The 23,487-nt window shown below is 40.8% G+C and carries 20 protein-coding genes and 1 pseudogene; 5 read left to right on the plus strand and 16 right to left on the minus strand.

Going from position 1 to position 23,487, the window contains the following annotated elements:
* Window position 1: 1 nt before the first annotated feature.
* The 12 genes from AC6H44_RS12645 to mraZ are packed head-to-tail and all read right to left on the minus strand — an operon-like array spanning window position 2 to window position 13,443.
* Window positions 2-922 carry a D-alanine--D-alanine ligase gene (locus AC6H44_RS12645; RefSeq protein ID WP_500735904.1) on the minus strand — a complete coding sequence of 307 codons (921 nt, stop codon included), beginning with the start codon at window positions 920-922 and terminating at the stop codon, window positions 2-4.
* Entirely contained in the window at window positions 919-2,370 is a 1,452-nt protein-coding gene (gene murC / locus AC6H44_RS12650; protein ID WP_500735905.1) for a UDP-N-acetylmuramate--L-alanine ligase, read from the minus strand. The genes AC6H44_RS12645 and murC overlap by 4 nt, the downstream gene beginning before the upstream one ends.
* Window positions 2,371-3,444, minus strand: coding sequence for an undecaprenyldiphospho-muramoylpentapeptide beta-N-acetylglucosaminyltransferase (murG, locus tag AC6H44_RS12655; protein ID WP_500735907.1), 1,074 nt, complete (start codon window positions 3,442-3,444; stop codon window positions 2,371-2,373).
* Window positions 3,441-4,616 carry a cell division protein FtsW gene (gene ftsW / locus AC6H44_RS12660; protein WP_500735909.1) on the minus strand — a complete coding sequence of 392 codons (1,176 nt, stop codon included), beginning with the start codon at window positions 4,614-4,616 and terminating at the stop codon, window positions 3,441-3,443. The genes murG and ftsW overlap by 4 nt, the downstream gene beginning before the upstream one ends.
* Window positions 4,613-5,947, minus strand: coding sequence for a UDP-N-acetylmuramoyl-L-alanine--D-glutamate ligase (gene murD, locus AC6H44_RS12665; protein WP_500735910.1), 1,335 nt, complete (start codon window positions 5,945-5,947; stop codon window positions 4,613-4,615). Before murD ends, ftsW begins: the two co-directional genes overlap by 4 nt.
* Window positions 5,948-7,030: a phospho-N-acetylmuramoyl-pentapeptide-transferase gene (gene mraY / locus AC6H44_RS12670; RefSeq protein WP_500735911.1), complete on the minus strand. Its 1,083-nt coding sequence runs from the start codon at window positions 7,028-7,030 to the stop codon at window positions 5,948-5,950. It lies immediately after the preceding gene.
* Window positions 7,024-8,412, minus strand: a complete 1,389-nt coding sequence (locus AC6H44_RS12675) for a UDP-N-acetylmuramoyl-tripeptide--D-alanyl-D-alanine ligase (protein WP_500735912.1) — start codon at window positions 8,410-8,412, stop codon at window positions 7,024-7,026. Before AC6H44_RS12675 ends, mraY begins: the two co-directional genes overlap by 7 nt.
* Window positions 8,409-9,887 carry a UDP-N-acetylmuramoyl-L-alanyl-D-glutamate--2,6-diaminopimelate ligase gene (murE, locus tag AC6H44_RS12680; protein ID WP_500738432.1) on the minus strand — a complete coding sequence of 493 codons (1,479 nt, stop codon included), beginning with the start codon at window positions 9,885-9,887 and terminating at the stop codon, window positions 8,409-8,411. The genes AC6H44_RS12675 and murE overlap by 4 nt, the downstream gene beginning before the upstream one ends.
* Window positions 9,880-11,697, minus strand: a complete 1,818-nt coding sequence (locus tag AC6H44_RS12685; protein WP_500735914.1) for a penicillin-binding transpeptidase domain-containing protein — start codon at window positions 11,695-11,697, stop codon at window positions 9,880-9,882. Before AC6H44_RS12685 ends, murE begins: the two co-directional genes overlap by 8 nt.
* A complete protein-coding gene (ftsL, locus tag AC6H44_RS12690) occupies window positions 11,694-12,020 on the minus strand; it encodes a cell division protein FtsL (RefSeq protein ID WP_500735915.1) in 327 nt (108 codons plus the stop codon). The genes AC6H44_RS12685 and ftsL overlap by 4 nt, the downstream gene beginning before the upstream one ends.
* Complete coding sequence (rsmH, locus tag AC6H44_RS12695) at window positions 12,017-12,955, minus strand: 16S rRNA (cytosine(1402)-N(4))-methyltransferase RsmH (protein WP_500735916.1); 939 nt, start codon at window positions 12,953-12,955, stop codon at window positions 12,017-12,019. Before rsmH ends, ftsL begins: the two co-directional genes overlap by 4 nt.
* A 29-nt stretch (window positions 12,956-12,984) precedes the next feature.
* Window positions 12,985-13,443 (minus strand): division/cell wall cluster transcriptional repressor MraZ, encoded by a 459-nt coding sequence (mraZ, locus tag AC6H44_RS12700; RefSeq protein WP_500735918.1) that lies wholly within the window; start codon window positions 13,441-13,443, stop codon window positions 12,985-12,987.
* A 450-nt stretch (window positions 13,444-13,893) separates the two neighbouring features.
* Between mraZ and AC6H44_RS12705 the strand changes: the two genes are divergently transcribed.
* The 4 genes and pseudogenes from AC6H44_RS12705 (at window position 13,894) to AC6H44_RS12720 (ending at window position 18,417) form a co-directional block, all read left to right on the plus strand.
* The gene (locus AC6H44_RS12705) at window positions 13,894-14,211 is read left to right on the plus strand and encodes a DUF883 domain-containing protein (RefSeq protein ID WP_500735919.1); all 318 of its coding nucleotides are present in this window, start codon (window positions 13,894-13,896) and stop codon (window positions 14,209-14,211) included.
* Between the two features lie 6 nt (window positions 14,212-14,217).
* Window positions 14,218-14,661 (plus strand): hypothetical protein, encoded by a 444-nt coding sequence (locus AC6H44_RS12710; protein WP_500735921.1) that lies wholly within the window; start codon window positions 14,218-14,220, stop codon window positions 14,659-14,661.
* 13 nt (window positions 14,662-14,674) lie between these two features.
* Entirely contained in the window at window positions 14,675-14,917 is a 243-nt protein-coding gene (locus AC6H44_RS12715; protein ID WP_500735923.1) for a hypothetical protein, read from the plus strand.
* A gap of 462 nt (window positions 14,918-15,379) precedes the next feature.
* Window positions 15,380-18,417: pseudogene (locus tag AC6H44_RS12720) on the plus strand (bifunctional diguanylate cyclase/phosphodiesterase).
* A gap of 153 nt (window positions 18,418-18,570) precedes the next feature.
* Here the strand turns inward: AC6H44_RS12720 and AC6H44_RS12725 are convergent.
* From AC6H44_RS12725 to AC6H44_RS12740, 4 genes are all read right to left on the minus strand, one after another.
* On the minus strand, window positions 18,571-18,762 hold the full coding sequence (locus AC6H44_RS12725) for a hypothetical protein (protein WP_500735925.1): 192 nt from the start codon (window positions 18,760-18,762) through the stop codon (window positions 18,571-18,573).
* Window positions 18,763-18,800: 38 nt separating this feature from the next.
* Window positions 18,801-20,408 (minus strand): PepSY-associated TM helix domain-containing protein, encoded by a 1,608-nt coding sequence (locus tag AC6H44_RS12730; RefSeq protein ID WP_500735926.1) that lies wholly within the window; start codon window positions 20,406-20,408, stop codon window positions 18,801-18,803.
* Window positions 20,405-20,692, minus strand: a complete 288-nt coding sequence (locus AC6H44_RS12735) for a hypothetical protein (protein WP_500735927.1) — start codon at window positions 20,690-20,692, stop codon at window positions 20,405-20,407. Before AC6H44_RS12735 ends, AC6H44_RS12730 begins: the two co-directional genes overlap by 4 nt.
* Before the next feature lie 165 nt (window positions 20,693-20,857).
* The gene (locus AC6H44_RS12740; protein WP_500735106.1) at window positions 20,858-22,063 is read right to left on the minus strand and encodes an IS4 family transposase; all 1,206 of its coding nucleotides are present in this window, start codon (window positions 22,061-22,063) and stop codon (window positions 20,858-20,860) included.
* Between the two features lie 132 nt (window positions 22,064-22,195).
* Between AC6H44_RS12740 and AC6H44_RS12745 the strand changes: the two genes are divergently transcribed.
* Window positions 22,196-23,275, plus strand: coding sequence for a mechanosensitive ion channel family protein (locus tag AC6H44_RS12745; RefSeq protein ID WP_500735929.1), 1,080 nt, complete (start codon window positions 22,196-22,198; stop codon window positions 23,273-23,275).
* Window positions 23,276-23,487: the final 212 nt, after the last annotated feature.

A 23,487-nucleotide genomic window follows, 5' to 3' on the forward strand; every position in this document is an offset into this window, starting at 1 on the left:
ATTATAGGGTTTGCTCCAAAATGCGAACAACTAATTGCTCAAAACTTGCCCCGTTAGCCTTTGCTGCCATTGGCACCAATGATTTTTCTGTCATACCGGGTACAGTATTAACCTCTAACAAGTAAAATTGGCCTTGTTCATCTTGCATCGCATCAACGCGTCCCCAACCACTGGCACCCACTAAATCAAACGCATCAAGCGCCATTGCTTGCAACTTTAATGTATCCGTTTGCGATAAATCAGCAGGACAGTGATATTGCGTAGTGCTTGACTGATACTTAGCTTGGTAATCATAAAACCCGTTTGGCGTGCTCATTTCAATCACTGGCTGCACTTCATCGCCAAGAACCGTAATAGTAAATTCGCGCCCGCTGATCCATTGCTCTACCAGTACTTGGCTGTCGAATTTAAATGCATTAGTTAATGCCTCGTCAAGTTCTTGTGCAGAGCTTGCCTTTGCCATACCTATGCTTGAACCCTCATGCGATGGCTTTACCATTACTTGTTTAAATTGCTGCATAATGGCATTGCTATCAAAGCCTTTTTTAGCATCAACCACAGCATAAGGTGCGGTACTTAATCCCGCCGATTTAAACAAATGCTTACAACGAATTTTATCCATTGCCAGTGCCGAACCCAATACATTACTGCCAGTGTAAGGCAGGTCCATAAATTCTAAAGCACCTTGTACCGTGCCGTCTTCACCACCACGACCGTGTAAAGCAATAAAAACACGACTGACGTTTAGTGATTTTAATTCCCACAACGAGCGATTTTGCGGATCAAATGCAATCGCATCAATACTACTTGTTAACAGGGCATTGAGTACGGCTTGACCAGATTTTAATGACACTTCGCGCTCTGCCGAGTTTCCACCTAGCAGCACCGCAACTTTACCAAACTGGGAACCTAACTGCGTCATACTTCACCTTGCTGTAATTTTTCTATCGACATCTTTGTTGCGGCTAAACTTTTAACCAACTGACCTATGTTACCCGCGCCTTGCGTAAGTACTAAGTCGTTATTTTGCAAACAATTAGCCAAAACACCTGCCAACTCAGAGCTTGAAGCTACATGCAATGGCTCTTTGCCACGCTGGCGTAAACTGCGGCATAAACTCTTACTATCAGCACCCACTATCTGCTCTTCGCCAGCACTGTAAACATCGAGTAATAATAACTGATCAACCTCAGCTAACACTTTTACAAAGTCTTCGTATAAATCACGAGTACGCGTATAACGATGTGGCTGATACACCATCACTAACCGCTTATCTGGCCAACCTTCTCGTGCTGCGGTGATGGTCGCGGCTACTTCTGACGGATGATGACCATAGTCATCGACTAGCATCACCTTACCGCGTTCATTTTCAAATTCACCATAATGCTGAAAACGACGGCCAATCCCCTCAAAGGTATCCAGTGCCGCTAAGATTGCATGATTCGCAATATTTTGATCTTTAGCCACAGCAATCGCTGCGGTTGCATTAAGCGCATTATGTTTACCTGGCATATTTAACTTAACGTTTAAGTTCTCGCCTTGTTTATTAGTGACTGTAAATTGGCAAGTATTTGCTGTTTGGCTAAAATCACTCATTCGATAATCAGCATCATTCGACTCACCATAGGTGATCACCGGACGAGAAAAACGTGGGATCAATTCACCAGCAACCGCTGAATCTATACACACCACGGCTAATCCATAAAACGGCAAATTATGAATGAACTCAACATAAGTATCTTTCATCTTTTCTAAACTGCCGCCGTAAGTTTCCATATGATCTTCTTCAATATTAGTGATCACCGATACCATAGGCTGTAAATGCAAAAACGAAGCATCACTTTCATCAGCCTCAGCGATTAAAAAGTCGCTTTTACCTACCTTTGCATTACTGCCAGCGCTGTTAAGTAAACCACCAATAATAAAAGTTGGATCGAGCCCTGCTTGTGCATAAATACTGGCAATTAAGCTGGTTGTTGTGGTTTTACCATGGGTGCCCGCAATAGCAATACCGTGGCGAAAACGCATCAGTTCGGCTAACATTTCTGCGCGGCGCACCACTGGGATACGGGCTGCTTGTGCGGCTTGAATTTCAGGATTGGTTTTATCTATCGCACTCGAAACCACCACCACATTGGCGTCTTTAATATTATTTTCATGATGGCCAATAAATACCTCAGCACCGGCTTTAATTAAACGTTCCGTCATCGCGCTGTGCGCAATGTCTGAGCCAGTAATCCGATAGCCTTCAAAAGCAAGTACTTCTGCAATTCCTCCCATGCCTGCACCGCCTATTCCAACAAAATGAATAGTGTCGATACGGCGCATCGCAGGGCGTGTATATTTTTCTTGTACTAATGTTTGTTTCACTTATATTCTCTTATGTGTTACTTGCTCACAGTGCATCGCTACGCTGGCTGTGGCATCTAAAATAGCCTGCTGCTTTGCTTTAGCAGCCATTTTAGTTATTAATAAAGGTTCGGCTAAATAGGGACTTAAAAGTTCAACAATACTGCGCTGATTAAATTGCGCTTGCGGTATTAATAGCGCCCCTCCTGCCATTACTAAATACTGTGCATTCGCTGTTTGATGGTCATCAACCGCATGAGGAAACGGCACAAATACGGCCATTTTTCCGGCTGCGGCTATTTCACTAACAGTGAGCGCACCGGCGCGGCAAATAACAATATCAGCCCAACTATAAGCGGTATCCATATCATCAATAAACTCAGCAACGGTTACTTGCTCATCGCTCATTTGCTGCTGGTAGCTTTCACTTACACTGGCAAAGTGTCCTCTACCTGTTTGGTGCCAAACGTTAATGGCACAAGCAGCATTTAAACGTTTAAATGCTTCGGGTAGTGTTTGGTTAAGTACTTGTGCCCCTAATGAACCACCCACCACCAGTATATTAATCGGGCTATATACTTCTCGCTTAGTAATATCAATTACACTTTGGCGCACAGGATTGCCAACGAGTTCTGCTTTGCCATTAGCAAACGCACTAGGAAATGCGGCTAATACACGGTTTGCAAATTTAGCCAGCCACTTATTGCTCATACCTGCTACGGCGTTTTGCTCATGAATAACCAAAGGGATACCGAGGCTTTTTGCCGCAATACCCGTGGGCCCTGTTACATAACCGCCCATAGCTAGAACAACGTCTGGACATTGTTTTTTTAATACTTTACGCGCTTGCAATATTGCATTAATAATCATGAATGGCGCTTTAATAAGGCGTTTTAAGCCATTACCTCGCACCCCTTTTACATTAATAAAATCAATGTCTATGTTATGCTTAGGCACGACACGGGCTTCCATTCTGTCTGAGGTGCCTATCCAGCTAACTTGCCAACCTTGCTGCTTTAAATAATCAGCCACAGCAATCCCTGGAAAGATATGTCCACCTGTGCCCCCGGCTACAACGACTATTTTTTTACTCATCGCTTAGCTCCACCCGATGTGGCTTGCTTGGTCGCCATCTTGGTTTCAAAATCAACCCGTAATAATATTCCCGTTGCAATAGTCATAATCATCAAACTAGAGCCTCCGTATGAAATAAACGGCAACGTAAGCCCTTTAGTCGGTAAAATCCCCGCACTTGCACCTACATTCACCATGGTCTGAAACGCAAACCATATGCCGATTGCAAAGGCAAAATAGCCTTCGTATTCTTTGCCACATTTTAAAGCTTGCTGACCTATTAAAAGCGCCCTAAATACAAGCACCGCAAGCGCAGATAAAATACTGACTACGCCAACAAGACCAAGTTCTTCACCAATAACGGCAAAAATAAAATCATTATGTGCTTCAGGTAGATATTGGAGCTTTTGCACGCTATTACCTAACCCCTGACCAAACCAACCACCTTGGCTATAAGCCATAAGTGACTGTACCAACTGATAACCTTTACCGAAGGGATCATCCCAAGGATCTAAAAAGCCTACTACGCGCGCCATTCGATATGGCTCGACTATAATTAATAAAACTACTAGGCCAATTCCCGTTAATATGAGCACAAAAAACTGCCACAATTTCGCACCTGCTAAAAACAACAAACCCACCGTGGTTACAAATATCACAACAACAGTACCTAAGTCAGGCTGGAGTAAAATAAGTAATGCATACACGGCAAATACAGCAATGGGTTTAGCGAACCCTTTAATGTTTTCTTGTACCTCTGCGCGTTTTCTTACTAAGTAGCCAGCAATATAACTAAAAAAGAATAACTTAGCGGCTTCAGCGACCTGAAAGCCAATAGGACCAATAGGGATCCAACGCTTAGCACCGTTTACTTCTCTACCAATTATTAAAACAGCAATAAGTAATACCATGCCTAGCAGTAATAAATAAGGATTTGAGCGCTTCCACCAACCCATGGGCACACTGGCGGCAATCCAAAACAAAATAAAAGCCATGGCTAAAAACATGCTGTGACGAATAGTAATATGGTACGAGTTATCAAACAGTCTTTCAGCCGTAGGCATAGAGGCGCTAGTTACCATGACAAACCCCACGCCTATTAGCATTATCATGCAATAAAGTAGTGGTACATCGTAAAGCTGCGCCGACGGTTTAGGGGTGAGTGCCTGTTTAATATCAGCAAAATCAATCATGGTTGCGCCTGCAATACACATTGCACAAAGTCATCACCGCGTTGCATGTAATTGTTGTACATATCAATACTGGCACAGGCGGGGGCTAATAAAACCGTATCGCCGGGCGCACTTAATTGTTTGGCAAGCTCTACAGCTTCGCGCATATTAATAGTTAAATGACCTTTAGCACTTAGCGCCACTAATTTTTTTGCATCTTTACCAAAACAAATCAGCGCTTTTACATGATCTTGAATATAAGGTTTTAATACCTCTAAATCTGCGCCTTTGGCATCGCCCCCGGCAATAACGATTAAATTCTCATCGTCACCAGCAAGACTCTCTATTGCTGCAATGGTGGCACCAACATTGGTTGCTTTAGAATCATTAAAGTATTTAACCCCATCTCGTGTACTAACATACTGACAACGATGCGCTAAACCATTAAATTGAGCTAATGCCGTTTTATACTGTGCTTTTGTTATTTCAAACGGGCTTAGTAACGCCATTACTGCCAGCGCGTTTAAATAATTATGTTTACCAACAACGGCTAAACAACTGACCGGTAAAAATGTCTCACCCCTTACCATAAAGTACATTTGGTTATTATGGTGTGCTAGGTGATAATCACCTTGTTGCTGACCAAAACTTAACTGCGGTGAAAGCGTGCGATTTATTGGGTGCGTTTGTATATCATCTGCATTAGTAACTAAAAGCTGAGCACCATTATAAATACTAAGCTTTGAATCGATGTAAGCTTGGTAACTATCATAACGATCGAGGTGATCTTCTGAAATATTAAGCACAGTTGCACTTTTAGCTTTTAGGCTGTGTGTGGTGTCAAGTTGAAAGCTCGATAGTTCTAGTACAAATACATCATAATCGCCTTCGAGCAAATCAAGGACGGCAGTGCCTATATTACCGCCAAGTGCCACTTTATATCCCGCTGTTTTTAATACTTCATAAGCAAGTGTGACTACGGTTGATTTACCGTTTGAACCGGTTACAGCTACAACGGATTTGTTATTAATGCGCGCAAATAGCTCAACATCACCAATCACTTCAACGCCTGCATTAATAGCCTCAACTACCGCTGGCGTGTTTAAACTAAGCCCAGGGCTGATAATGATCATATCGCCAGCACTGAGCGCCGCATTATCTAAATCCCCAAAGTGGGTTTTTAAGTCGCCAGCATACTGATTAAGCCAATCAACACCTGGCGGGTTCTCTCGGCTATCAACCACGTAAGGCTGTATTGATTGAGATAATAAAAAGCGCACAATGCCCAAGCCAGTTACACCGAGCCCAAGCACTGTTATTTGTTTTTTTTGTATCTCGTTTAAATACTGCATTTATCGGATCTTTAATGTCGCAAGGCCAGCGAGTACCAGCACAATGGAGATAATCCAAAAGCGCACAATAACACGCGGCTCTGGCCAGCCTTTGAGTTCATAATGGTGATGAATAGGGGCCATTCTAAAAATGCGTTGTCCGCGTAATTTGTAAGAGCCTACTTGTAAAATAACCGACAGCGCTTCCATTACAAATACCCCGCCCATAATAATAAGTAACAGCTCTTGGCGCACCAGCACCGCAATAATACCCAATGCCCCACCCAGTGCTAATGAACCTACATCACCCATAAATACTTGTGCCGGGTAGGTGTTAAACCATAAAAAGCCCAAACCTGCGCCGACAATAGCGGTACACACGACCACCAGCTCACTTGCCATTGGCAAATACGGAATGTGTAAATAAGCGGAAAAATTAATATTACCGGTTACATAAGCAATAATAGCCAGCGCCGCAGCGACTAAAATAACAGGAACAATGGCCAAACCATCTAAGCCATCAGTCAAGTTCACCGCATTTGACGTACCAACTAAGGCAAAGTAAGCAATGACTATATAAAATAGCCCTAGTTGCGGTAGTACATCTTTAAAAAATGGCACCACCAAAGATGTCTCTGTCGCGTGTGTACTTGTGATATAAAGAGCGGTTGTTACAACCAGCGCAATGACCGATTGCCAAAAGTACTTCCACTTAGCAATAAGTCCTTTAGGGTCTTTACGAATAACCTTACGGTAATCATCAATAAAGCCCACAACACCTAGCGAGCCAATCACAAACAAAGTGGCCCACACGTATTTGTTTGAAAGATCTGCCCACAACAAGGTGCTAGTAAAAATAGCCCCCAAAATAAGTAAGCCACCCATGGTAGGCGTACCCGATTTAGATAAATGCGACTGTGGGCCATCATCACGCACTGTTTGCCCAATTTGCATGCGTTGCAGCGCACGAATTAACTTAGGACCAAAATACAATGACATCATCAATGCGGTTAAAATACCTAAAATGGCACGCAGGGTTAAATACGAAAATACATTAAAACCACTATAATATTGCGTTAAATACTCAGCCAGCCACACTAACATGATGATACTCCATTGATGGCTTGTTGCTGGCCATTAACTAAATCGGTTACTAAAAGCTCCATGCGCGAACTGCGTGATCCTTTCACTACTAAGGTAATTTTTTTATCTGCTTTGCTAATACTGTTTTGAATTTGCTGCAGCATTTGCTCACGATTAGAAAAATGACGATTAGGCAATGCAAACACATCACTGGCAGATTTACTTAATACACCCAGTGTAAATAATTCATCAATGCCTTGCGCTAATGCGTACTCGCCAACCTCTTGATGATATTTGCGGGCATTTTCACCTAATTCACCCATATCACCGAGCGCCAAAATACGATGTCCTTGAATATCACTGAGTAAATCAATCGCGGCTTTTACCGACTTAACATTAGCGTTGTAAGTATCATCAATAATGGTCAGTGAGTCGCTGGCTTTAATAAGATTAACCCGACCTTTAACCTCCGCCATAGTAGCTAACGCATGCGCTATTGTTTCAAGCGACACATCAAGTTCAAGGGTTAAGGCTGCAGCAATTAGCGCATTATTAATGTTATGTTTGCCTGGCAGGGCTAAAGTAACCGGCACGCATTGCTTAGGAGTACATAGTGTGAAGCTGGCCCGAGCACTGTCATCTAAGCTAATATCCTCTGCCCAAATATCGAGTTTTTCTGTACTAGAAATACGCTTGATATTGCGTGTTGCTAACTTATCAAGCCAATACTGGCTGAAATCGCTATCGCAATTGACTATAGCCATGCCATTGTATTTTAAACCGTCGTAAATTTCGCCTTTGGCTTGCGCCACCCCTTGCAGACTACCAAAGCCCTCTAAATGCGCAGCAGCAACATTACATACCACAGCAACATCTGGTTTGGTCATAGCCGTAGTATAAGCAATTTCACCAATGTGATTAGCACCTAGCTCAATAACCGCATAGCGATGTTGTGGCTCTAATCTCAATAACGTTAGCGGCACACCAATATCGTTATTAAAATTGCCTTTTGTGGCAAGTACATCCCCTTTACTGGATAAAATAGCTGCACACATTTCTTTTACTGTGGTTTTGCCTACACTGCCGGTAATAGCAATGGTTTTAGGCGCCACACTTGCCATAACCGCAGCACCGAGTTCACCCAATGCAATGCGGGTATCGGCAACCACAAATTGAGTAATATCAGTATTAACAGCGCGTTCGACAATCACTCCTATAGCGCCTTTTTGTTTTGCTTGCTCAATAAACTTATGACCATCAAAATTAGGGCCTTTTAGCGCTAAAAATACGTCGCCATCGCACAAGGTACGGGTATCTGTATTTATATTTATTACTTGACGATTATCACCTTGATAATCGGTTGCTAGTACATTGGCTAGCCAGTCAAAATCCATGGGGATCATACTTGAGACCCTCCTACTGCTTTTTTTATTTGTTGTTGTACAAATTGACGGTCGCAAAAATCGATGCGTTTATCACCTATAATTTGATAGTTTTCATGCCCTTTACCTGCAATTAAAATAACCTCACCGGCTTTTGCGTTATCAATAGCAAATTGTATTGCAGTACCACGGTCGGCCTCTAAATGGGCCTTTTCTGGGTGCTTTAAACCCGCGGCTATATCATTAATAATTACATTAGGGTCTTCAGAGCGCGGGTTATCACTAGTAATAATCACCTTATCTGCAAATTGCTCAGCAGCTTGTGCCATTAATTCACGCTTTCCTTTATCTCTGTCACCGCCACAACCAAACACACAACTCACCCCACCTGGCACATGATGTTGAAGCGCTTGTAATGCTAGAGCGAGTGCATCAGGTGTATGTGCATAATCAACTACACAGGTAGGCGCATTGGGGGCTGTAAATGCCTGCATTCTGCCTGCTACAGGCTGCAAATATTCACACCCGGCTGCTAATTTTGCTAATGGGTAGCCCAGCGCTAATAGTGTTGCTAAAGCGGCGGTTAAATTATAAAGGTTAAATTCACCAAACAACGGCGACTGTATGGCAATATCCCCCCAACTAGTGGTTAATTGCGCCGAAATACCGGTTGCAGAATACCTAACATCACTAAAATACACATACTGTGCGTTTTTAGGCGCTAAGTTTTTTCGGCCATAGCAAACTAAATTGTTAAAGCTGTATTTTTCAATCCACTGCTCTGCTTGAGCATCATCTTGATTAATAACTACATTTTCAGCATCAAAATCGCGAAACAGTATGAGTTTAGCATCACCATAGCTTGCCATGTCACCATGGTAATCTAAGTGATCGCGAGATAAGTTGGTAAACACCGCAGCTTTAAAATGACACTGATCAACACGATGCTGCACCAAACCATGCGATGACACTTCCATCGCCACTAAGCGATATTGCTGATCTTTTAAGTCACTTAAAATATGCTGTAAATCAACTGCTGAAGGTGTGGTGTTTATAAGTGATGTTAAGTTATCTGCACAGCCGTACCCTAACGTGCCAATAATCGCAGCTTGGGTATGACAAAATTTTGCTAAGTAGGCAATCATTGCGGTGGTGGTCGATTTACCATTAGTGCCCGTTACACCAATTAAATCTAATTGCCGGCTTGGTTGTTGGTAAAATTGACTCGCTAATACCGGCAACTTTTTATTTAGCTCAGAAACTAAAAAAAGCGGCTCAAAATCACTTTCAAATTCACACAGTCTGTCAGCAATAATTGCACTGGCACCATTTTCAATTGCTTTGTCAATAAAGTGCCCGCCATCGAGTTGGTGCCCTTTTATCGCCACAAACACATCACCTGGTTTTACATCGCGACTATCTAAACGCAGTTCATTTACTATTAAATGTGCTGCATCTATTTCCAAATGTTTTAAAATTGTGTGTAAATCACGCACCATCATCTTTACCCTCAACGAGTGCCACCGTGTCTTTATCTGGGGCAACGTTTAAAATTCTTAATGAATTAGAGATTATTTCTGCAAACGCTGGACCTGCTGTCGCGCCGCCATAATACACATCTCCACCGGGTTCGTTGATCAGTACCACAACGGCTAAACGTGGGTTACTTGCTGGTGCAATACCTGCAAAATAACCTACATATTCATCGCCATAACCGCCTGCTGCCGCTTTTTTAGAAGTACCCGTTTTACCAGCAGCACGATAGCCATCTACTTTTACGCGTCGTGCAGTACCCTCTTCTTCAAATACGCTTTCCATCATGTGAACAACCGCTTCAACGTCTTTTTGTTGAAAAATACGTTCACCTTCAGGTATTGAGTCTTGCTTTAATACTGTTAGCGGGCGATTAATCCCACCGGCGCCTAACATGGCGTAAAAACGCGCCATTTGAGCCGTGCTCACCGCTATATTGTAACCAAACGACAGCGCTGCAATTTCGTGATCGGACCAACGCCGATTTGGGTAAAATAAACCGCTACTTTCACCTACCATGCCGGTCCCACTGTCGCTACCAAAGCCAACCTTTTGATAAAGGCCGACAAAGTAATCTTTGGGTACTGTTTGGCTAATTTTTGTTACTCCCATATTACTGGAGTATTTTAAAATTTCGCGCAGCGTCATTTCGCCATGATTACGCGTATCTTGCACTAAGCTGCCTCCTAAGCGCATCCAGCCTGGGTAAGTATCAACTTTGTCATCCGGTTGGAATGTGCCGTAGTCTAATCCAGCCAAAATGGCTAGGGGCTTAACAGTTGAGCCCGGTTCAAACAAATCGGTAATGGCACGGTTACGACGTTTATGCGGCGCCGCGCTGCTTAAATTATTAGGATTAAATGAAGGGCTGTTTACCATAGCCAATACTTCACCGGTTTTAACATCAACCACCATGGCAGAACCTGAAGTCGCTTTGTAACTGAGTACTGCAGATTTAACCGCTTTATAAGCAATGGCTTGAATACGCTGATCAATACTCAACTGAATGCTTTCAGGCTCAACACGTTCGCGCTCGTCAAGTACTTCCACTTCGCGCCCTTGGGCATCTTTTCGAATAGTGCGACGGCCTTCTTCACCCGTAAGTGCGTTTTCGTAAAGCTTTTCTATGCCTTCAATACCTTTGCCGTCAATATTGGTAAAGCCAATAACGTGTGCGCTCACTTCACCGGCGGGATAATAACGTTTTGACTCATCCAATAAATGAATGCCAGGTAGGCGTAAATCACCAATATAGTTGGCCACCGCAGGGGTCACTTGACGTTTTAAGTAAACAAATCGACGACTCGGATCGTCAAATAATCGAGTGTTTATTGTACTGGATTCAATGCGCAGTACATCAGCAAGTTCTCGCCAGCGTAAATCATTCTTATAATACAGAGCGGTACGTTTATTTAGCTCAGCCACATTTTCACGCAGTGTTTGCTGATCTTCGCCATCTTTACGTGCTTGTCTAAGCACTTTATTAACCAGTGACTTATGTAAAGCTTTAGGATCAGCATATACGCTTACCACCGGTACACTGACGGCTAATTCTTTACCGTTGCGATCAAAGATCATACCGCGCTGTACATGCAGCTTTTCAACACGTACTGTTCGTTTATCGCTCTCTGAGCGTGCCTTATCTGGCTCAATAACTTGTAAGTACGCAGCACGCGATACCAAAGTCACAAACACTAAAAAAATAACCGCGCACACTAAAATAAAACGCCATGCGATTAAATTATTTACTTGTTTTTTGCCTCGCGTTCTCATTGTAATATAATTACCTGCTCATCTTGGCTGGTTGGCCGCTTCATCTCAAGGTGCGACGTGGCGACCTCTTCAATCCGCACATGTTGCGAATAAAACTCTTCTTCTACTAAAAAATAACGCCACTCTAAATCCAGTTCATCCCGCTCTTGGAGCAATACGTCTTGTGCAATTAATTGCGCGCGTGATAAATGGGTTACTTGCACCACACTTAAACTTGACACGAATATCACAACCAACAAGGCCAAGGTAATCTTGTTTGCACCTAGGCCTTTAATTATTTCAAAAAATAAATTGGGTTGGCGATAACTCGCTTTTTTACTCATTCCAACCTCTGTGCGATCCTTAATACCGAACTGCGAGAACGCGGGTTACGCGCCACTTCTTCAGTACTTGGTTTAATAGCTTTACCCACTGCCTTTAACGTCAGATTTTTATTTATTTGTGCATCAGTCAAAGGCAGACCTCTGGGTAATGCTTCTCCCTTACTCTGTTTTCTAATAAATTGTTTTACAATGCGATCTTCTAAAGAATGAAAAGAAATAACCACTAAGCGACCACCGGGCTTAAGCACCTTAATCGCCGCTTGTAATGCAGTTTGAATTTCTTCAAGCTCGCTATTAATATAAATGCGAATAGCTTGAAACGTTCGCGTTGCAGGATGTTTAAACTTGTCTTTTACCGGTACGGCTTCATCGACTAAATCAGCTAGCTGCTTAGTGGTTGTTATGGGCGTATGTTCACGCACTTCTAATATTTTGTGCGCAATGCGCTTGCCAAATTTTTCTTCGCCTAATTTTTTAATTACATGAGTGATGTCATCCAGCTCAGCCTCCGCTAACCACTGCGCAGCACTGCGCCCTGAACTTGGGTCCATTCGCATATCGAGCGGGCCGTCTTTCATAAAACTAAAGCCACGTGCAGCATCATCCAGCTGCGGCGACGACACACCAATATCGAGTAAAATGCCATCAACTTTACCAATGAGATCGTTTTGCTCAGCGACCTCGTATAACTTTGAAAAACGAGAATGAGCAATTGCGAAACGCGGATCCTCGGCAAATTTTTCGGCAGACTTTATTGCTTGTGGGTCTTGATCAATAGCTTGCAAGCGACCACTTTCACCCAAGCGCGCTAGTATTTGCCCTGAATGTCCGCCACGCCCAAAGGTGCCATCCATGTATATACCGTCTGGCTTAATTGCAAGTGCATCTATGGTTTCATCCATCAATACGGATACGTGTTCAAATTGCGCTGTCATTAACTATTGTTTGCCTTTTATTTTTGCAGCTAGAGGGTAAAATTATCTAAATCGTCATTTGGTTCAAAGTCACCTTGCCTTTCAAGCTCAGTGTCTTGGCGCATTTGTTGATGCCAACGTGCTTCATCCCAAATTTCAAATTTATTCATTAAACCCACCAGCATAATTTTTTTGCCAAGCTCTGCATGTGCACGCAATGAAGGCGCCAACAAAATTCGACCATTTTTATCAAGCTGATACTCTGTCGCATTACCTAACAACATGCGCTGCATTCGCCGTGCTCTAGGGTTCATATTAGATATTTTTGCTAAACGGCTTTCTATTTCTAACCATTCAGCAAGCGGGTATAACCACAGACAAGGCTCATTAAGTGCAACGGTGCAAATAACTGTTCCCTGATCTTCAGACAATAAGGTATCTCGGTACTTAGTCGGTACCGCAAAACGTCCTTTATCATCCAAACTCAGCGAACTTGCGCCACGAAACATAAAAAGCCTACTGTTAAATTATTTTAATCAACTTTTTGATTAACCCGATCCAGTTTGATCCACTAAACACCACTTTTTACCACAGTGCTCCAGTTTAGGGCTTGACAAGCCTTTTTGTCAAGTAAGTGACCGAGCTTTAGCACCCCGCGAAGCCAGAAAAAATAAGGCTTAGATTAAAGCGATTGAATTGTTTAGTAAAAAACCAGATCAGCCAATAAAAGTTTTTTATGGTTTTTTATTAGGCATTATTTCACTGATGAACAAACAGTGAATAATTACATTTTTTGTTTGTAAAAATTACAAGGTGTTGTCGCAATAATTACAGTCATACACAAACATGAAATAGCCAAACAATAAAAAAACAATAAAAACAGTTAGTTAAATAAATTTAAAAGATGGCTCAATCATTGCTTGGATAATGGTTACTTTTAAAAATATTAAGGACTAATTATGGCTACAGCTACTAAAGACAAAACACCACTAGATCCAAAACAAGATAACGAAGCACCTTTAACAAACAAAGCAACATCAGCGGCTCACGATGCTGTAGATGCACTTTCTAGTAAAGCGGCAGCAGCAGAAAGTGGCGTTCGCAAAGGAGCTTCAAATTCTGCAGAAACGCTAAACGAGAAACAATTAATTGCTCGTGAAAAGTTAGAAGAATATTCATCTAAAACACGTCAATTTGCCTCAGAAAATCCACTAGCGACTGCGGGAATTGCATTTGCTGCAGGTATGTTAGTAACGGCACTATTTCGTCGTAAGTAAGTACTAATGGCATCTAAACACACAACATCGAGCGATTCAGAATCGACAAATCCAAAACAGTCAGAGGTCAAACAAGCTGATGACTGGCAAGATCATATTGCTAAGCTCACCGATTATGCTGCCCAGCTTAAGGATGATTATCATCAACAAGGAAAGTTAACGCAGCAGCTGGCTACAGCCGAATGGAAACTGTCGCTAAGATCACTGGCAATCATTACTATTTTACTCGGATGTTTTGCCAGTGGATTGGTGTTGTTGTGGGTAGGATTATTAAGTATTGTAGGCTATGCTACTTTTGATCTTTTTAGTTCAATTTGGTTAAGTATTGCAGTAGTGATTGGTTTACAGATCCTGTGCCTAGTTTGGTTATGGCGAAATGCTGTTTACCTAAGTAAAAAAATTGGTTTTAGTAAAACGCTCAATAGCCTAAAGCAACTGTTTAAACAATGAGAAATTCACAACTATGCTAATTAACTATTTAATCAACTCATCGAATTCTCGGGTACAACGTCTAAACAAAGACGTTGTACTGCGCTCAGAGCTGAAACGTCAGCACCTTGCTGCCATAAAATACAGAGCCAAACGTTTTGCAGCCACAAGAGTGGGAATTATTAGTGCATTTACGGCAGGAGTTGTGGTTGAGTCGGCTAAAAGCGACATAAGCATGGTTAAAAAATATGGCTGGATATTAAAACTATTAGCTTAAAGCCAAAAAACACTTTGCAAACTATGTAGGTCTTGTACTGCATTTGCAAGCGGTATTACACTGTGCATCACACCGCATGCCGCCATCTATTATATATCTCCCGCTCTGATCACCTTTTTATTATCATTTTGTCTTTTTGCTCAAAACCACCTGTTAAAAATCAAATCCAGTATTACGGCAAATATTAACGCCGTCACCACCTTAAGTTGCGTATGCAATTAATACTTTTGTTACTTTTATTTTTTGCCTGATGTCAATAATGTCAATATAAACGAAACTACTTTGCTACGTAAATTAAAATATTTCAATGACATGCAATAAAAGTAAATTTAATATTTAGATATTACTTTAGTACCTTTAGGGTTATTTATAGTAAAATTATTAAGTGGCGCTTTAATTTATCATAATTTGGATACGATTATTTTTACTTCATCATTAAAACATCAACTCTATCGGCTGCTTATGCTTATTTGCATACCCGTGGTGGTTGTCATTTTAGTCGCCTTGTGGCTAAGCCGTAGCGCAGCGATTAAAGAAAATGAAAAAGAAGTACGCCATATCACTGAGCGTTTAATTTTCAAGCAACAGAGCATGATTGATGATGTGCAACGCCTAACTGTATTTTTAGCAAAAAAACAGACAAACATTAAAAATTTATCTTCTACCTGCCCTTCTTATTTTTTAGATGTTAAAAAACTTAACGGCAACATCGCCAATATCGGTGTTGTAGATAAAAATGGCAATATAGTGTGTACCACAAAAAATGGCGATACCCATATCAATATCAGCGATCGCCCCTATTTTAAAAATGCATTAGCCAATAAAAAATTTACTATTGGCCACTTTCAACATGATAGAAGCCTTGAAGCGCAAAGCATCAACTTTGCTTACCCTATTTTAGATGAAAAAAATAATGTAGAAGGCGTAATTGTCACTGTCATTGCTCTAAACTGGTGGAGCTCAGCACTAAACAATTTAAATCTTGCTACTGAAATGCGTGCAGCGATCACTGATTCTGATCAACGTATTTTGGCAAATTACCCCTTTTCCCCCAAAGATTAGGGCATGTACTAAAAGACCACGATCTAGCGCACAACAAGCAAATTGGCGAAGTTTACCGAGAAAAAGAGGGGATCGAAGGTATTGTTTACCAAGCCACCTTATACAGCGATGACAATAACAACAATGTGTCTATTCATATTACCCAACCGGTTAATCAAACTCTTGAGCACATTGATATTCAATTTATAAAAATGTCACTCATATTTTTGCTTACTATTATCGCATTAGCCACGCTGGCAAAAAGGTTAGTAAACAACAGCATTTTATTTCCCATAGAAAAATTAACACAGGCCGTTAACCGCCTAGCCGCCGGTAATATGCCGCATGATGATGAACAACCTAATAGTCCTGAATTAAATAAACTCTATCATCGTTTTAAACATATGGCCGAAACGCGTTTAAACGCTGAGGCAAGCCTGCAACATAAACATGATGAGCTCAACAGCTTGCTTAATGCACTTCCTGATGCCTTTTTACGTGTAAATGCCAATGGCACTATTCTTGACACAGGTGGTCAAATTAAACAATTAAACTATAGCCATTCAACGCCACCAAAAACGTTATCTTGCTTATTATCTACCGATAACCTAAAACAAGTAGCGCTATATTTAAAGCCATTAACAGCGCCTGTCACCATCGAACTTGAAGCTAAGCAGCACGATCAGTTTTTTGAAGTTAAAATTAGCCCAATGAAAAAAACCGATGAATTTATCATTGTCATTATTAACATAACGCAACGAAAATTAAATCAACAGTCTTTGCATTTAGCGTCACTGGTTTATAACAACAGCAGTGAAGGTATGGCTATTACCAATGAAAACGGGGTTATTTATGATGTAAATCCTGCTTTTTGTGAAACAACCTTATATTCAAAAGATGAAGTACTTAATCAAACGGTAAGTATTTTATCATCAGGTAAACACGATAAACCGTTTTATGATCACATGTGGGGATCACTCAATACAACGGGTCGTTGGCAAGGTGAAATAACTAATCGTCGTAAAAATGGTGAACTTTATGATGAGTGGCTGACTATAGACACCATTTACGACAAAAATAATGTCCCTACTAGCCGTATTGCTATTTTTACGGATTTAACCGAGAAAAAACAAGCCGATGAGTTAATTTGGCGACAGGCTCATTTTGATCACTTAACCGATTTACCCAATCGTTTAGAATTAAAAGAGAGACTAAATCAACGCTTTAAAGCAGTCAGTAATAAAGAGCAGCAGCTCGTTATTATGCTACTTGATATTGATCACTTTAAAGATATAAACGATACGCTAGGCCATCATTATGGAGACAGATTATTAAAGTTAGTCTCTGAGCGTATCGTCGCTACAGCCAAAAACGCAGATTTTGTAGCAAGAATTGGTGGGGATGAGTTTGTTGTCGTTTTTAACGGATTACGCGGTAGTGATCGCATCAAACAAATGGCGCAGTCATTATTAAATAGCCTTGCCTCAACTATTTTTATTGACGATGAAAAGCTCTATATTAGTGCCAGTATTGGTATTGCCTGCGCACCCGATGATGGTAAAAGCCCCGAGCAGCTGCTAAAAGCCGCAGACCAAGCCATGTTTGAAGCAAAAAATAGTGGCCGTAATGGCTATGAGTTTTTCTCATATAATATGCGTGAATATGCAAACGCCAGAATGCAGCTATTAAAAGAACTGCGTTTAGCCATAGAACTTGAACAATTTGAATTACATTATCAGCCCATTGTTGCCTTAAACACCCTCCACATTCATAAAGCAGAAGCACTTATACGCTGGCAACACCCAGAAAAAGGCCTGATCAGTCCTGCTAACTTTATTCCTTTAGCTGAAGAAACTCGGCAAATAAATCCCATTGGTCAGTTTGTGTTTACCGAAGCGATTCAAACACTTAACGACATTAAAAAGCACATTAAAGATGCATTTCAAATAAGCATTAACGTTTCGCCAGTGCAACTGGCAACCGTCGATAGCGGTATAGATGATTGGTACGCTATGCTCGCAGCAGCAAACGTACCAGCCTCAGCAATTGTGGCAGAAATTACCGAAGGCTTAATGGTAAACCCAGAAGCGCTTACTCAAAGTCGCTTAAAAGCCTTGGTAAAATCAGGAATGCAGTTAGCACTTGATGACTTTGGTACCGGTTACTCATCACTGGCTTATTTACAAGAAATGGATACCGACTACCTTAAAATAGACAAACGCTTTGTCGATAATATTCAAAAAGACAGCCAAGAACTCGCCTTATGTGAAGCCATCATTATGATGGCTCATCAGCTTGGTTTAAAAGTCATTGCCGAAGGTATAGAAACAAAACGCCAAATGGACTTATTGCTTGAGGCCGGTTGTGATTACGGTCAAGGGTATTTGTTCTCAAAACCACTAAATAAAGCTGCATTTATGCAGCTGATAACAACTAGCCAAGTAATTAATCTAAGCTAGGCAGCTAAATTTGTAACTGTGTATGGTTTTTAGGCAGTAAAGAAATATGATGGTAAATCTGCAAAGTTATAAGTATATAACTTAAAATGGTAAGAGGCTGAGCTATGTGCTGGTAATAAACAGCCTCTTATTTCAATATATTCGCTTTGTAATTTAACGCGTTAAACTAGGTTTACCGAACAAAAAAGCAACGCTTAAATTAATCAATAAAGCCGTAGCAACACTGACAAATGAACCTGCGATACTTCCATACTCAGCTATAAAACATATAAGTGCACCAATAAACATAACTAGACTAAAGTAAGCACTTGCAGGGCGCATAAGTCGAAGTAATAAGCTACTCATAACTAACAACCCACACCCCAGTGTTATGTAAATAAATGTCATACTATCAATTCCTGTGTTGTTGGTTTTTTTAGTATCTGCCGTTTAGTCATCATCCGCTGACTGGTATAAATTATTAAACCACCAATAAACAAAAAGCTAATATCAACAACAGTAACTAAAATGTTATCTGTGATAAAAGCATGGCTCGATGACAATGCTAAGTTTAACGGCAACACAGCCATGCATACCATTCCTGTAATTAACAAAGTAACGTGTAAATAACGGTGATAATTAATCGGTAACAATGCAAATAAGCACCAAGCTAGCCATGAGTAAAAGAATACAGGCCCGAAATAGTTATTATGTAATTGCACTGGGATATAGTTGTTAAGCAATATTTGTAATGGAAATAACAGGGCAGTAGCCAATACTAGGCCTCCACAGCTGCCGATAATCGCCCTATTCCATCGTTGATAAGCCGCTTCTGATAGGGTCGGATTGCTACCGCGTGTACGCTTAGTTAACCACATCATAATTCCCGAAAGTGGCATTAATGAAGTTGTTAAACCAAGGAGTGCCCAAATTAATTTGACAAAAGTACCAGCAAAATTGCCAAAGTGTAGCGGGAACAATAATTCCAATACCTTAATTGCAGGCCCTGGAATATCACCAAAACTACTCATAGATTTACTAAATTTGCCATCTGCAGAATATTGTAGCAACTGCGATGCAACAGCATCACCTCCAATAAGGCGTAAGTATACTTTAGCATTCGCATCATTATGTGCCATGACAGTCAAATCAATAACTTTCGCTTTTGGATAACGCGTTTGGGCATCAAGTAAAATTGTATTTATATCTGTCGCTTGGTAGTTACCAGATACGACGGTCTCAGGCATGGCTGTGAATTTTTCCACTAACTTATCTTGGTCTCCCCCAAAGCTCACGAAAGCTGCGGCAGGAAGTAATATAATGGTTGCAAGCCCTAAAAATGCACCTGTAAAACCAATTACAGCATGAAAAATACTTCCCCAAATACCCATAATTTTATGTGCATCGTTTACTTTTACATCAAGATCTTTTTTAGCTCTAAATGTAAATAACTCTCTTATTATTTGCCGATGGATAAATAAACCAGTCACCACAGACACTAATAAGGTTAAACCTAAAAAACCTGTGAGAATAAGCCCTATTGGTCTTCCTAAATGTAAGTCGGCATGAAAGCGTCCAATGAACGACGGCGCATCAGTTTTAAGATGCTCATAAAAATAGTCTGCAGCACCATAATATTGATTTACTAAATCAAAATTACGAGGATCAAACTGATAAGCATAAGCCGCCTCTTCGTCATAATTTTCATCGCCATCGTGAGATTCAAATAAAATAGTCAATAAATGCGTGTTATGCCCCGTTGGTAAATATACATGAATATTTTTACCAAACTCTTTGGGTACCTGTTGATGATAATAATTAATTAATGCAGCAACCTTTTCACTTGGTACTGTATTTAATTGGTGTAATTCTGGGTTGGCCCAAATTTTTAACTCTGGACGGCTAAGTACAGCTAACGCACCGGTAAAGCAAACAATAAAAAGTAAAACACCAGTAATAATGCCCACCCAACTGTGCAGTAAAAATAGTTTTTTTAACGTAATGGATCTCATCCTTGTGCTCCTTGTAACGCCATAAAACTAAGCCCAGCATGACCTAACAAAATAACTAGCATAACGACAAAAGGCTGCCATGCTTTTTTAGCCATATAAGCGTAAATAAACAGCGCAGTCCAGATAAGTGGAAAAAGCATTATCGGTATTAATATTTGCTCTTCCATTGCCAAAGGTAGGTACGTAGTCATGCCCGGGATCATCACCACGGCGGTTATTAATGCAAGTAAACAAGCCATAATATGACGTCGCTTAGTTACCGTAAAAGTATTTTTTTTACTCATTACTATTTATTTTTATTAATGATAATTATTCGTATTATACTGTTTTTTTTATTAACTAAACAAACATAAATAAAAAATAATTCATACATAAATGCTAAACAAATACTGCTTGGTATTAAACTTGCTGTTATTGTTTACACCTAGCGCTGAGAGATCCCCACGAATTTAGCCTAAATTATCAATTTGTATAGTCAGAAGTGACAACTGGCTATACACATAAATAATGAACTGCCCATCAGGCTCATACCTAGGATCATCAACCACTTCTTTGCCAAGATAAATATAGGACAATACTCGTCGTTTTTTCTCTGTATTCGCTTGTAATGCCGCATCCCCTTGTTGTGCCGACACGGTGTACCCTATGCACCATAAGACAAACAACATTAACGCCGCTATGAGCAATAAATTATCAAACCTTTCTGCGCTTCTTGAATTTGCAAAGGCTAAACTAATGCCAAGTTTTGCATTCTTAGTGTCTCTGAAACTTTCTTCTATTTGCATACGTTGTTTATATAAAGTCACAATCCGTTGAGGCTTATCTGTAAATTGTGTAGGTAAATTAAACACAAGTAGCCAAGGCTCTTTGGCCTTTTGTTGTTGGTATTTAACCGTTGTACATTGAGATTGCCCACCCCGTTTTTTGATTTTTTTACGTCCCTTGTTTTTCCCTCTAAACAAAACACCTTGGCACGCGAAACGAACTGTTTTTCCGTAGTAAATCTGTGTCAGAAGGTGTGGTTTATCTGTTGCTTGCTCAAACCATGATTTACAATTTCGCCATGTCTCAAGGTCGCTAGATAAGGTCACATTGCCTCTGACGCGCCCAAGCCAATACCAGCCTTTATCTTCTATGGCTTTAAACCATGGCGTTCTAAAAATAGCATCAGATAAAATAATAGGCTGACAATCTGCAGGTAAACACTGTGCCAAGCTATCGAGTAAGTGTTGATGAGCCGCTTCGGTATTTAATTCGCTTTCAGGATACACTTTTTCATAGAGCGTTAACGCTCTTCCCCCCATTGGTATGCTTGCCCTGAGCACTTGAAATATTTCGCCGCCATTAATAGGTGACCAGTCAACGATAATAAGTGGGTGTTGTTGCTGGCCTACTAAGCATTCGGTCATATGTTCATAGAAACAAAGACGTTCTTGATGCAGGTTAGCATTACCAATCAAACGGTCTGCGCGTTTAATATCATGTTTTTTATCGGTATTAGAAAATGATTTTAATCCGCGGCCTAGGTAAGTGACAGTAACGCGCTGGTCACGCAAGCCTGAGTTAACAAACGTAAAGACTGTATTTAAACGTGTTTTATGAATTTCAGGGTAGGCAATGGCAATATCTTTGTGTAATATTTCGGTGGCTTTCATGATTATGAGTGAGTTTTTTTATAGTGAAAAAATTTGATCACAAATAATCATGAGAGTCTACCATTAATTTTTATTTTGTGGGGATTCGTCAGCACCTAGCGTAATTACTTTGACCTAACACGGATGACCTCTATGCTCAGTGCTTTAATTGCAACACTCGCTGATAATTCATTACTGGCTACAATCGATACCCCTAAGCCAAACGTGGTTTCATGGGACTTTTTAAAAGATCAAAGCGTGCAATTACTTCACACATTTATGCAATTACTGCCTACCTTGTTTTTAGGAATTATTATTTTAGTGATTAGTTATGTAATCGCCACGCCATTATCGCGCTTGTTGATAAAACCAGTTACTTACATGACCAATAGCACCTTGGTACATTTAGTTGTAAGACGAAGTATTAGTATATTAATTATGCTACTGGGTATTTACTTGTTTTTACGTTTGGCAGGCTTAACCGAGTTTGCTGTCGCGATTATGAGTGGCACTGGATTGATAGGGCTTATTTTAGGATTTGCTTTTAGAGACATAGCTGAAAACTTTATTGCCAGTTTACTTTTAAGTGTACAACGCCCTTTTAAAATAGATGATGTAATTGAAGTGGATGGCAGAATAGGTATTGTAAAAAAAGTCACTGCACGGGCAACGACTCTAATTGACTACGATGGCAATCATCTGCAAATACCCAATGCCACTGTGTATAAAAATACCATCAAAAATTTAACCGCGAACCCTAAAATGCGCGGCAAAGTCGACATTGGGTTTGGCTACGATAACGATATACGCGCAACACAAACCCTCGCATTAAACTTAGCGAATCAACAAAATGGAGTATTAACCGATCCTCCAGCACAAGTACTGATAAAAAACCTAGGCCCAGCCACAATAAACCTTACTCTTTATTTTTGGGTTAATAGCGAGCAACACAGTACGTTAAAAGTGGGTTCTCAACTGATGCGCGAACTGGTTAACCAATTTACAGCCCACAATATCAGTATGCCCGATGATGCCCGCGAACGGATTTTAATAAACACCACAGACCAAGCTAAAATAAACACAAAAGAAAGTACACCACTAAAGCACGTTGAGTTAACTAATGAAACACACACAAAAACTAAAAAGCTTGATGATGTGAGCAGTGATAACGATGAAATTCGCGAACAAGCCGATCAATCTCGCGACCCTGAGCAAGGCAAAAATATTATATAAAGACGTTCAGGGTTCAGGGTTCAGGGTTCGGGGTTCGGGGTTCGGGGTTCGGGGTTCGGGGTTCGGGGTTCGGGGTTCGGGAAATTTAAAAACCTTGCAGCTAACATTGCAAGGTTTTTTTATACCTGTAGCAGCGGGTTTACCCCGCGTCGGTATTAGGTTTTAGGCATTAGGTGTTAGGCTCGTCGCTCGTCGCTCGTTGCTCGTTGCTC

This window comes from Pseudoalteromonas sp. TAP-3C (assembly GCF_059888565.1).

What these genes read in the sequence shown, in the direction of transcription:
- AC6H44_RS12710 (WP_500735921.1), top strand. Translation starts at nt 14,218, where the DNA reads ATGGCATCTAAACACACAACATCGAGCGATTCAGAATCGACAAATCCA.
- murG (WP_500735907.1), bottom strand. Translation starts at nt 3,444, where the DNA reads ATGAGTAAAAAAATAGTCGTTGTAGCCGGGGGCACAGGTGGACATATC.
- AC6H44_RS12745 (WP_500735929.1), top strand. Translation starts at nt 22,196, where the DNA reads ATGCTCAGTGCTTTAATTGCAACACTCGCTGATAATTCATTACTGGCT.
- AC6H44_RS12735 (WP_500735927.1), bottom strand. Translation starts at nt 20,692, where the DNA reads ATGAGTAAAAAAAATACTTTTACGGTAACTAAGCGACGTCATATTATG.
- AC6H44_RS12740 (WP_500735106.1), bottom strand. Translation starts at nt 22,063, where the DNA reads ATGAAAGCCACCGAAATATTACACAAAGATATTGCCATTGCCTACCCT.
- rsmH (WP_500735916.1), bottom strand. Translation starts at nt 12,955, where the DNA reads ATGACAGCGCAATTTGAACACGTATCCGTATTGATGGATGAAACCATA.
- AC6H44_RS12645 (WP_500735904.1), bottom strand. Translation starts at nt 922, where the DNA reads ATGACGCAGTTAGGTTCCCAGTTTGGTAAAGTTGCGGTGCTGCTAGGT.
- ftsW (WP_500735909.1), bottom strand. Translation starts at nt 4,616, where the DNA reads ATGATTGATTTTGCTGATATTAAACAGGCACTCACCCCTAAACCGTCG.
- AC6H44_RS12685 (WP_500735914.1), bottom strand. Translation starts at nt 11,697, where the DNA reads ATGAGAACGCGAGGCAAAAAACAAGTAAATAATTTAATCGCATGGCGT.
- AC6H44_RS12730 (WP_500735926.1), bottom strand. Translation starts at nt 20,408, where the DNA reads ATGAGATCCATTACGTTAAAAAAACTATTTTTACTGCACAGTTGGGTG.
- ftsL (WP_500735915.1), bottom strand. Translation starts at nt 12,020, where the DNA reads ATGAGTAAAAAAGCGAGTTATCGCCAACCCAATTTATTTTTTGAAATA.
- AC6H44_RS12715 (WP_500735923.1), top strand. Translation starts at nt 14,675, where the DNA reads ATGCTAATTAACTATTTAATCAACTCATCGAATTCTCGGGTACAACGT.
- AC6H44_RS12675 (WP_500735912.1), bottom strand. Translation starts at nt 8,412, where the DNA reads ATGATCCCCATGGATTTTGACTGGCTAGCCAATGTACTAGCAACCGAT.
- mraZ (WP_500735918.1), bottom strand. Translation starts at nt 13,443, where the DNA reads ATGTTTCGTGGCGCAAGTTCGCTGAGTTTGGATGATAAAGGACGTTTT.
- mraY (WP_500735911.1), bottom strand. Translation starts at nt 7,030, where the DNA reads ATGTTAGTGTGGCTGGCTGAGTATTTAACGCAATATTATAGTGGTTTT.
- murD (WP_500735910.1), bottom strand. Translation starts at nt 5,947, where the DNA reads ATGCAGTATTTAAACGAGATACAAAAAAAACAAATAACAGTGCTTGGG.
- AC6H44_RS12705 (WP_500735919.1), top strand. Translation starts at nt 13,894, where the DNA reads ATGGCTACAGCTACTAAAGACAAAACACCACTAGATCCAAAACAAGAT.
- AC6H44_RS12725 (WP_500735925.1), bottom strand. Translation starts at nt 18,762, where the DNA reads ATGAGTAGCTTATTACTTCGACTTATGCGCCCTGCAAGTGCTTACTTT.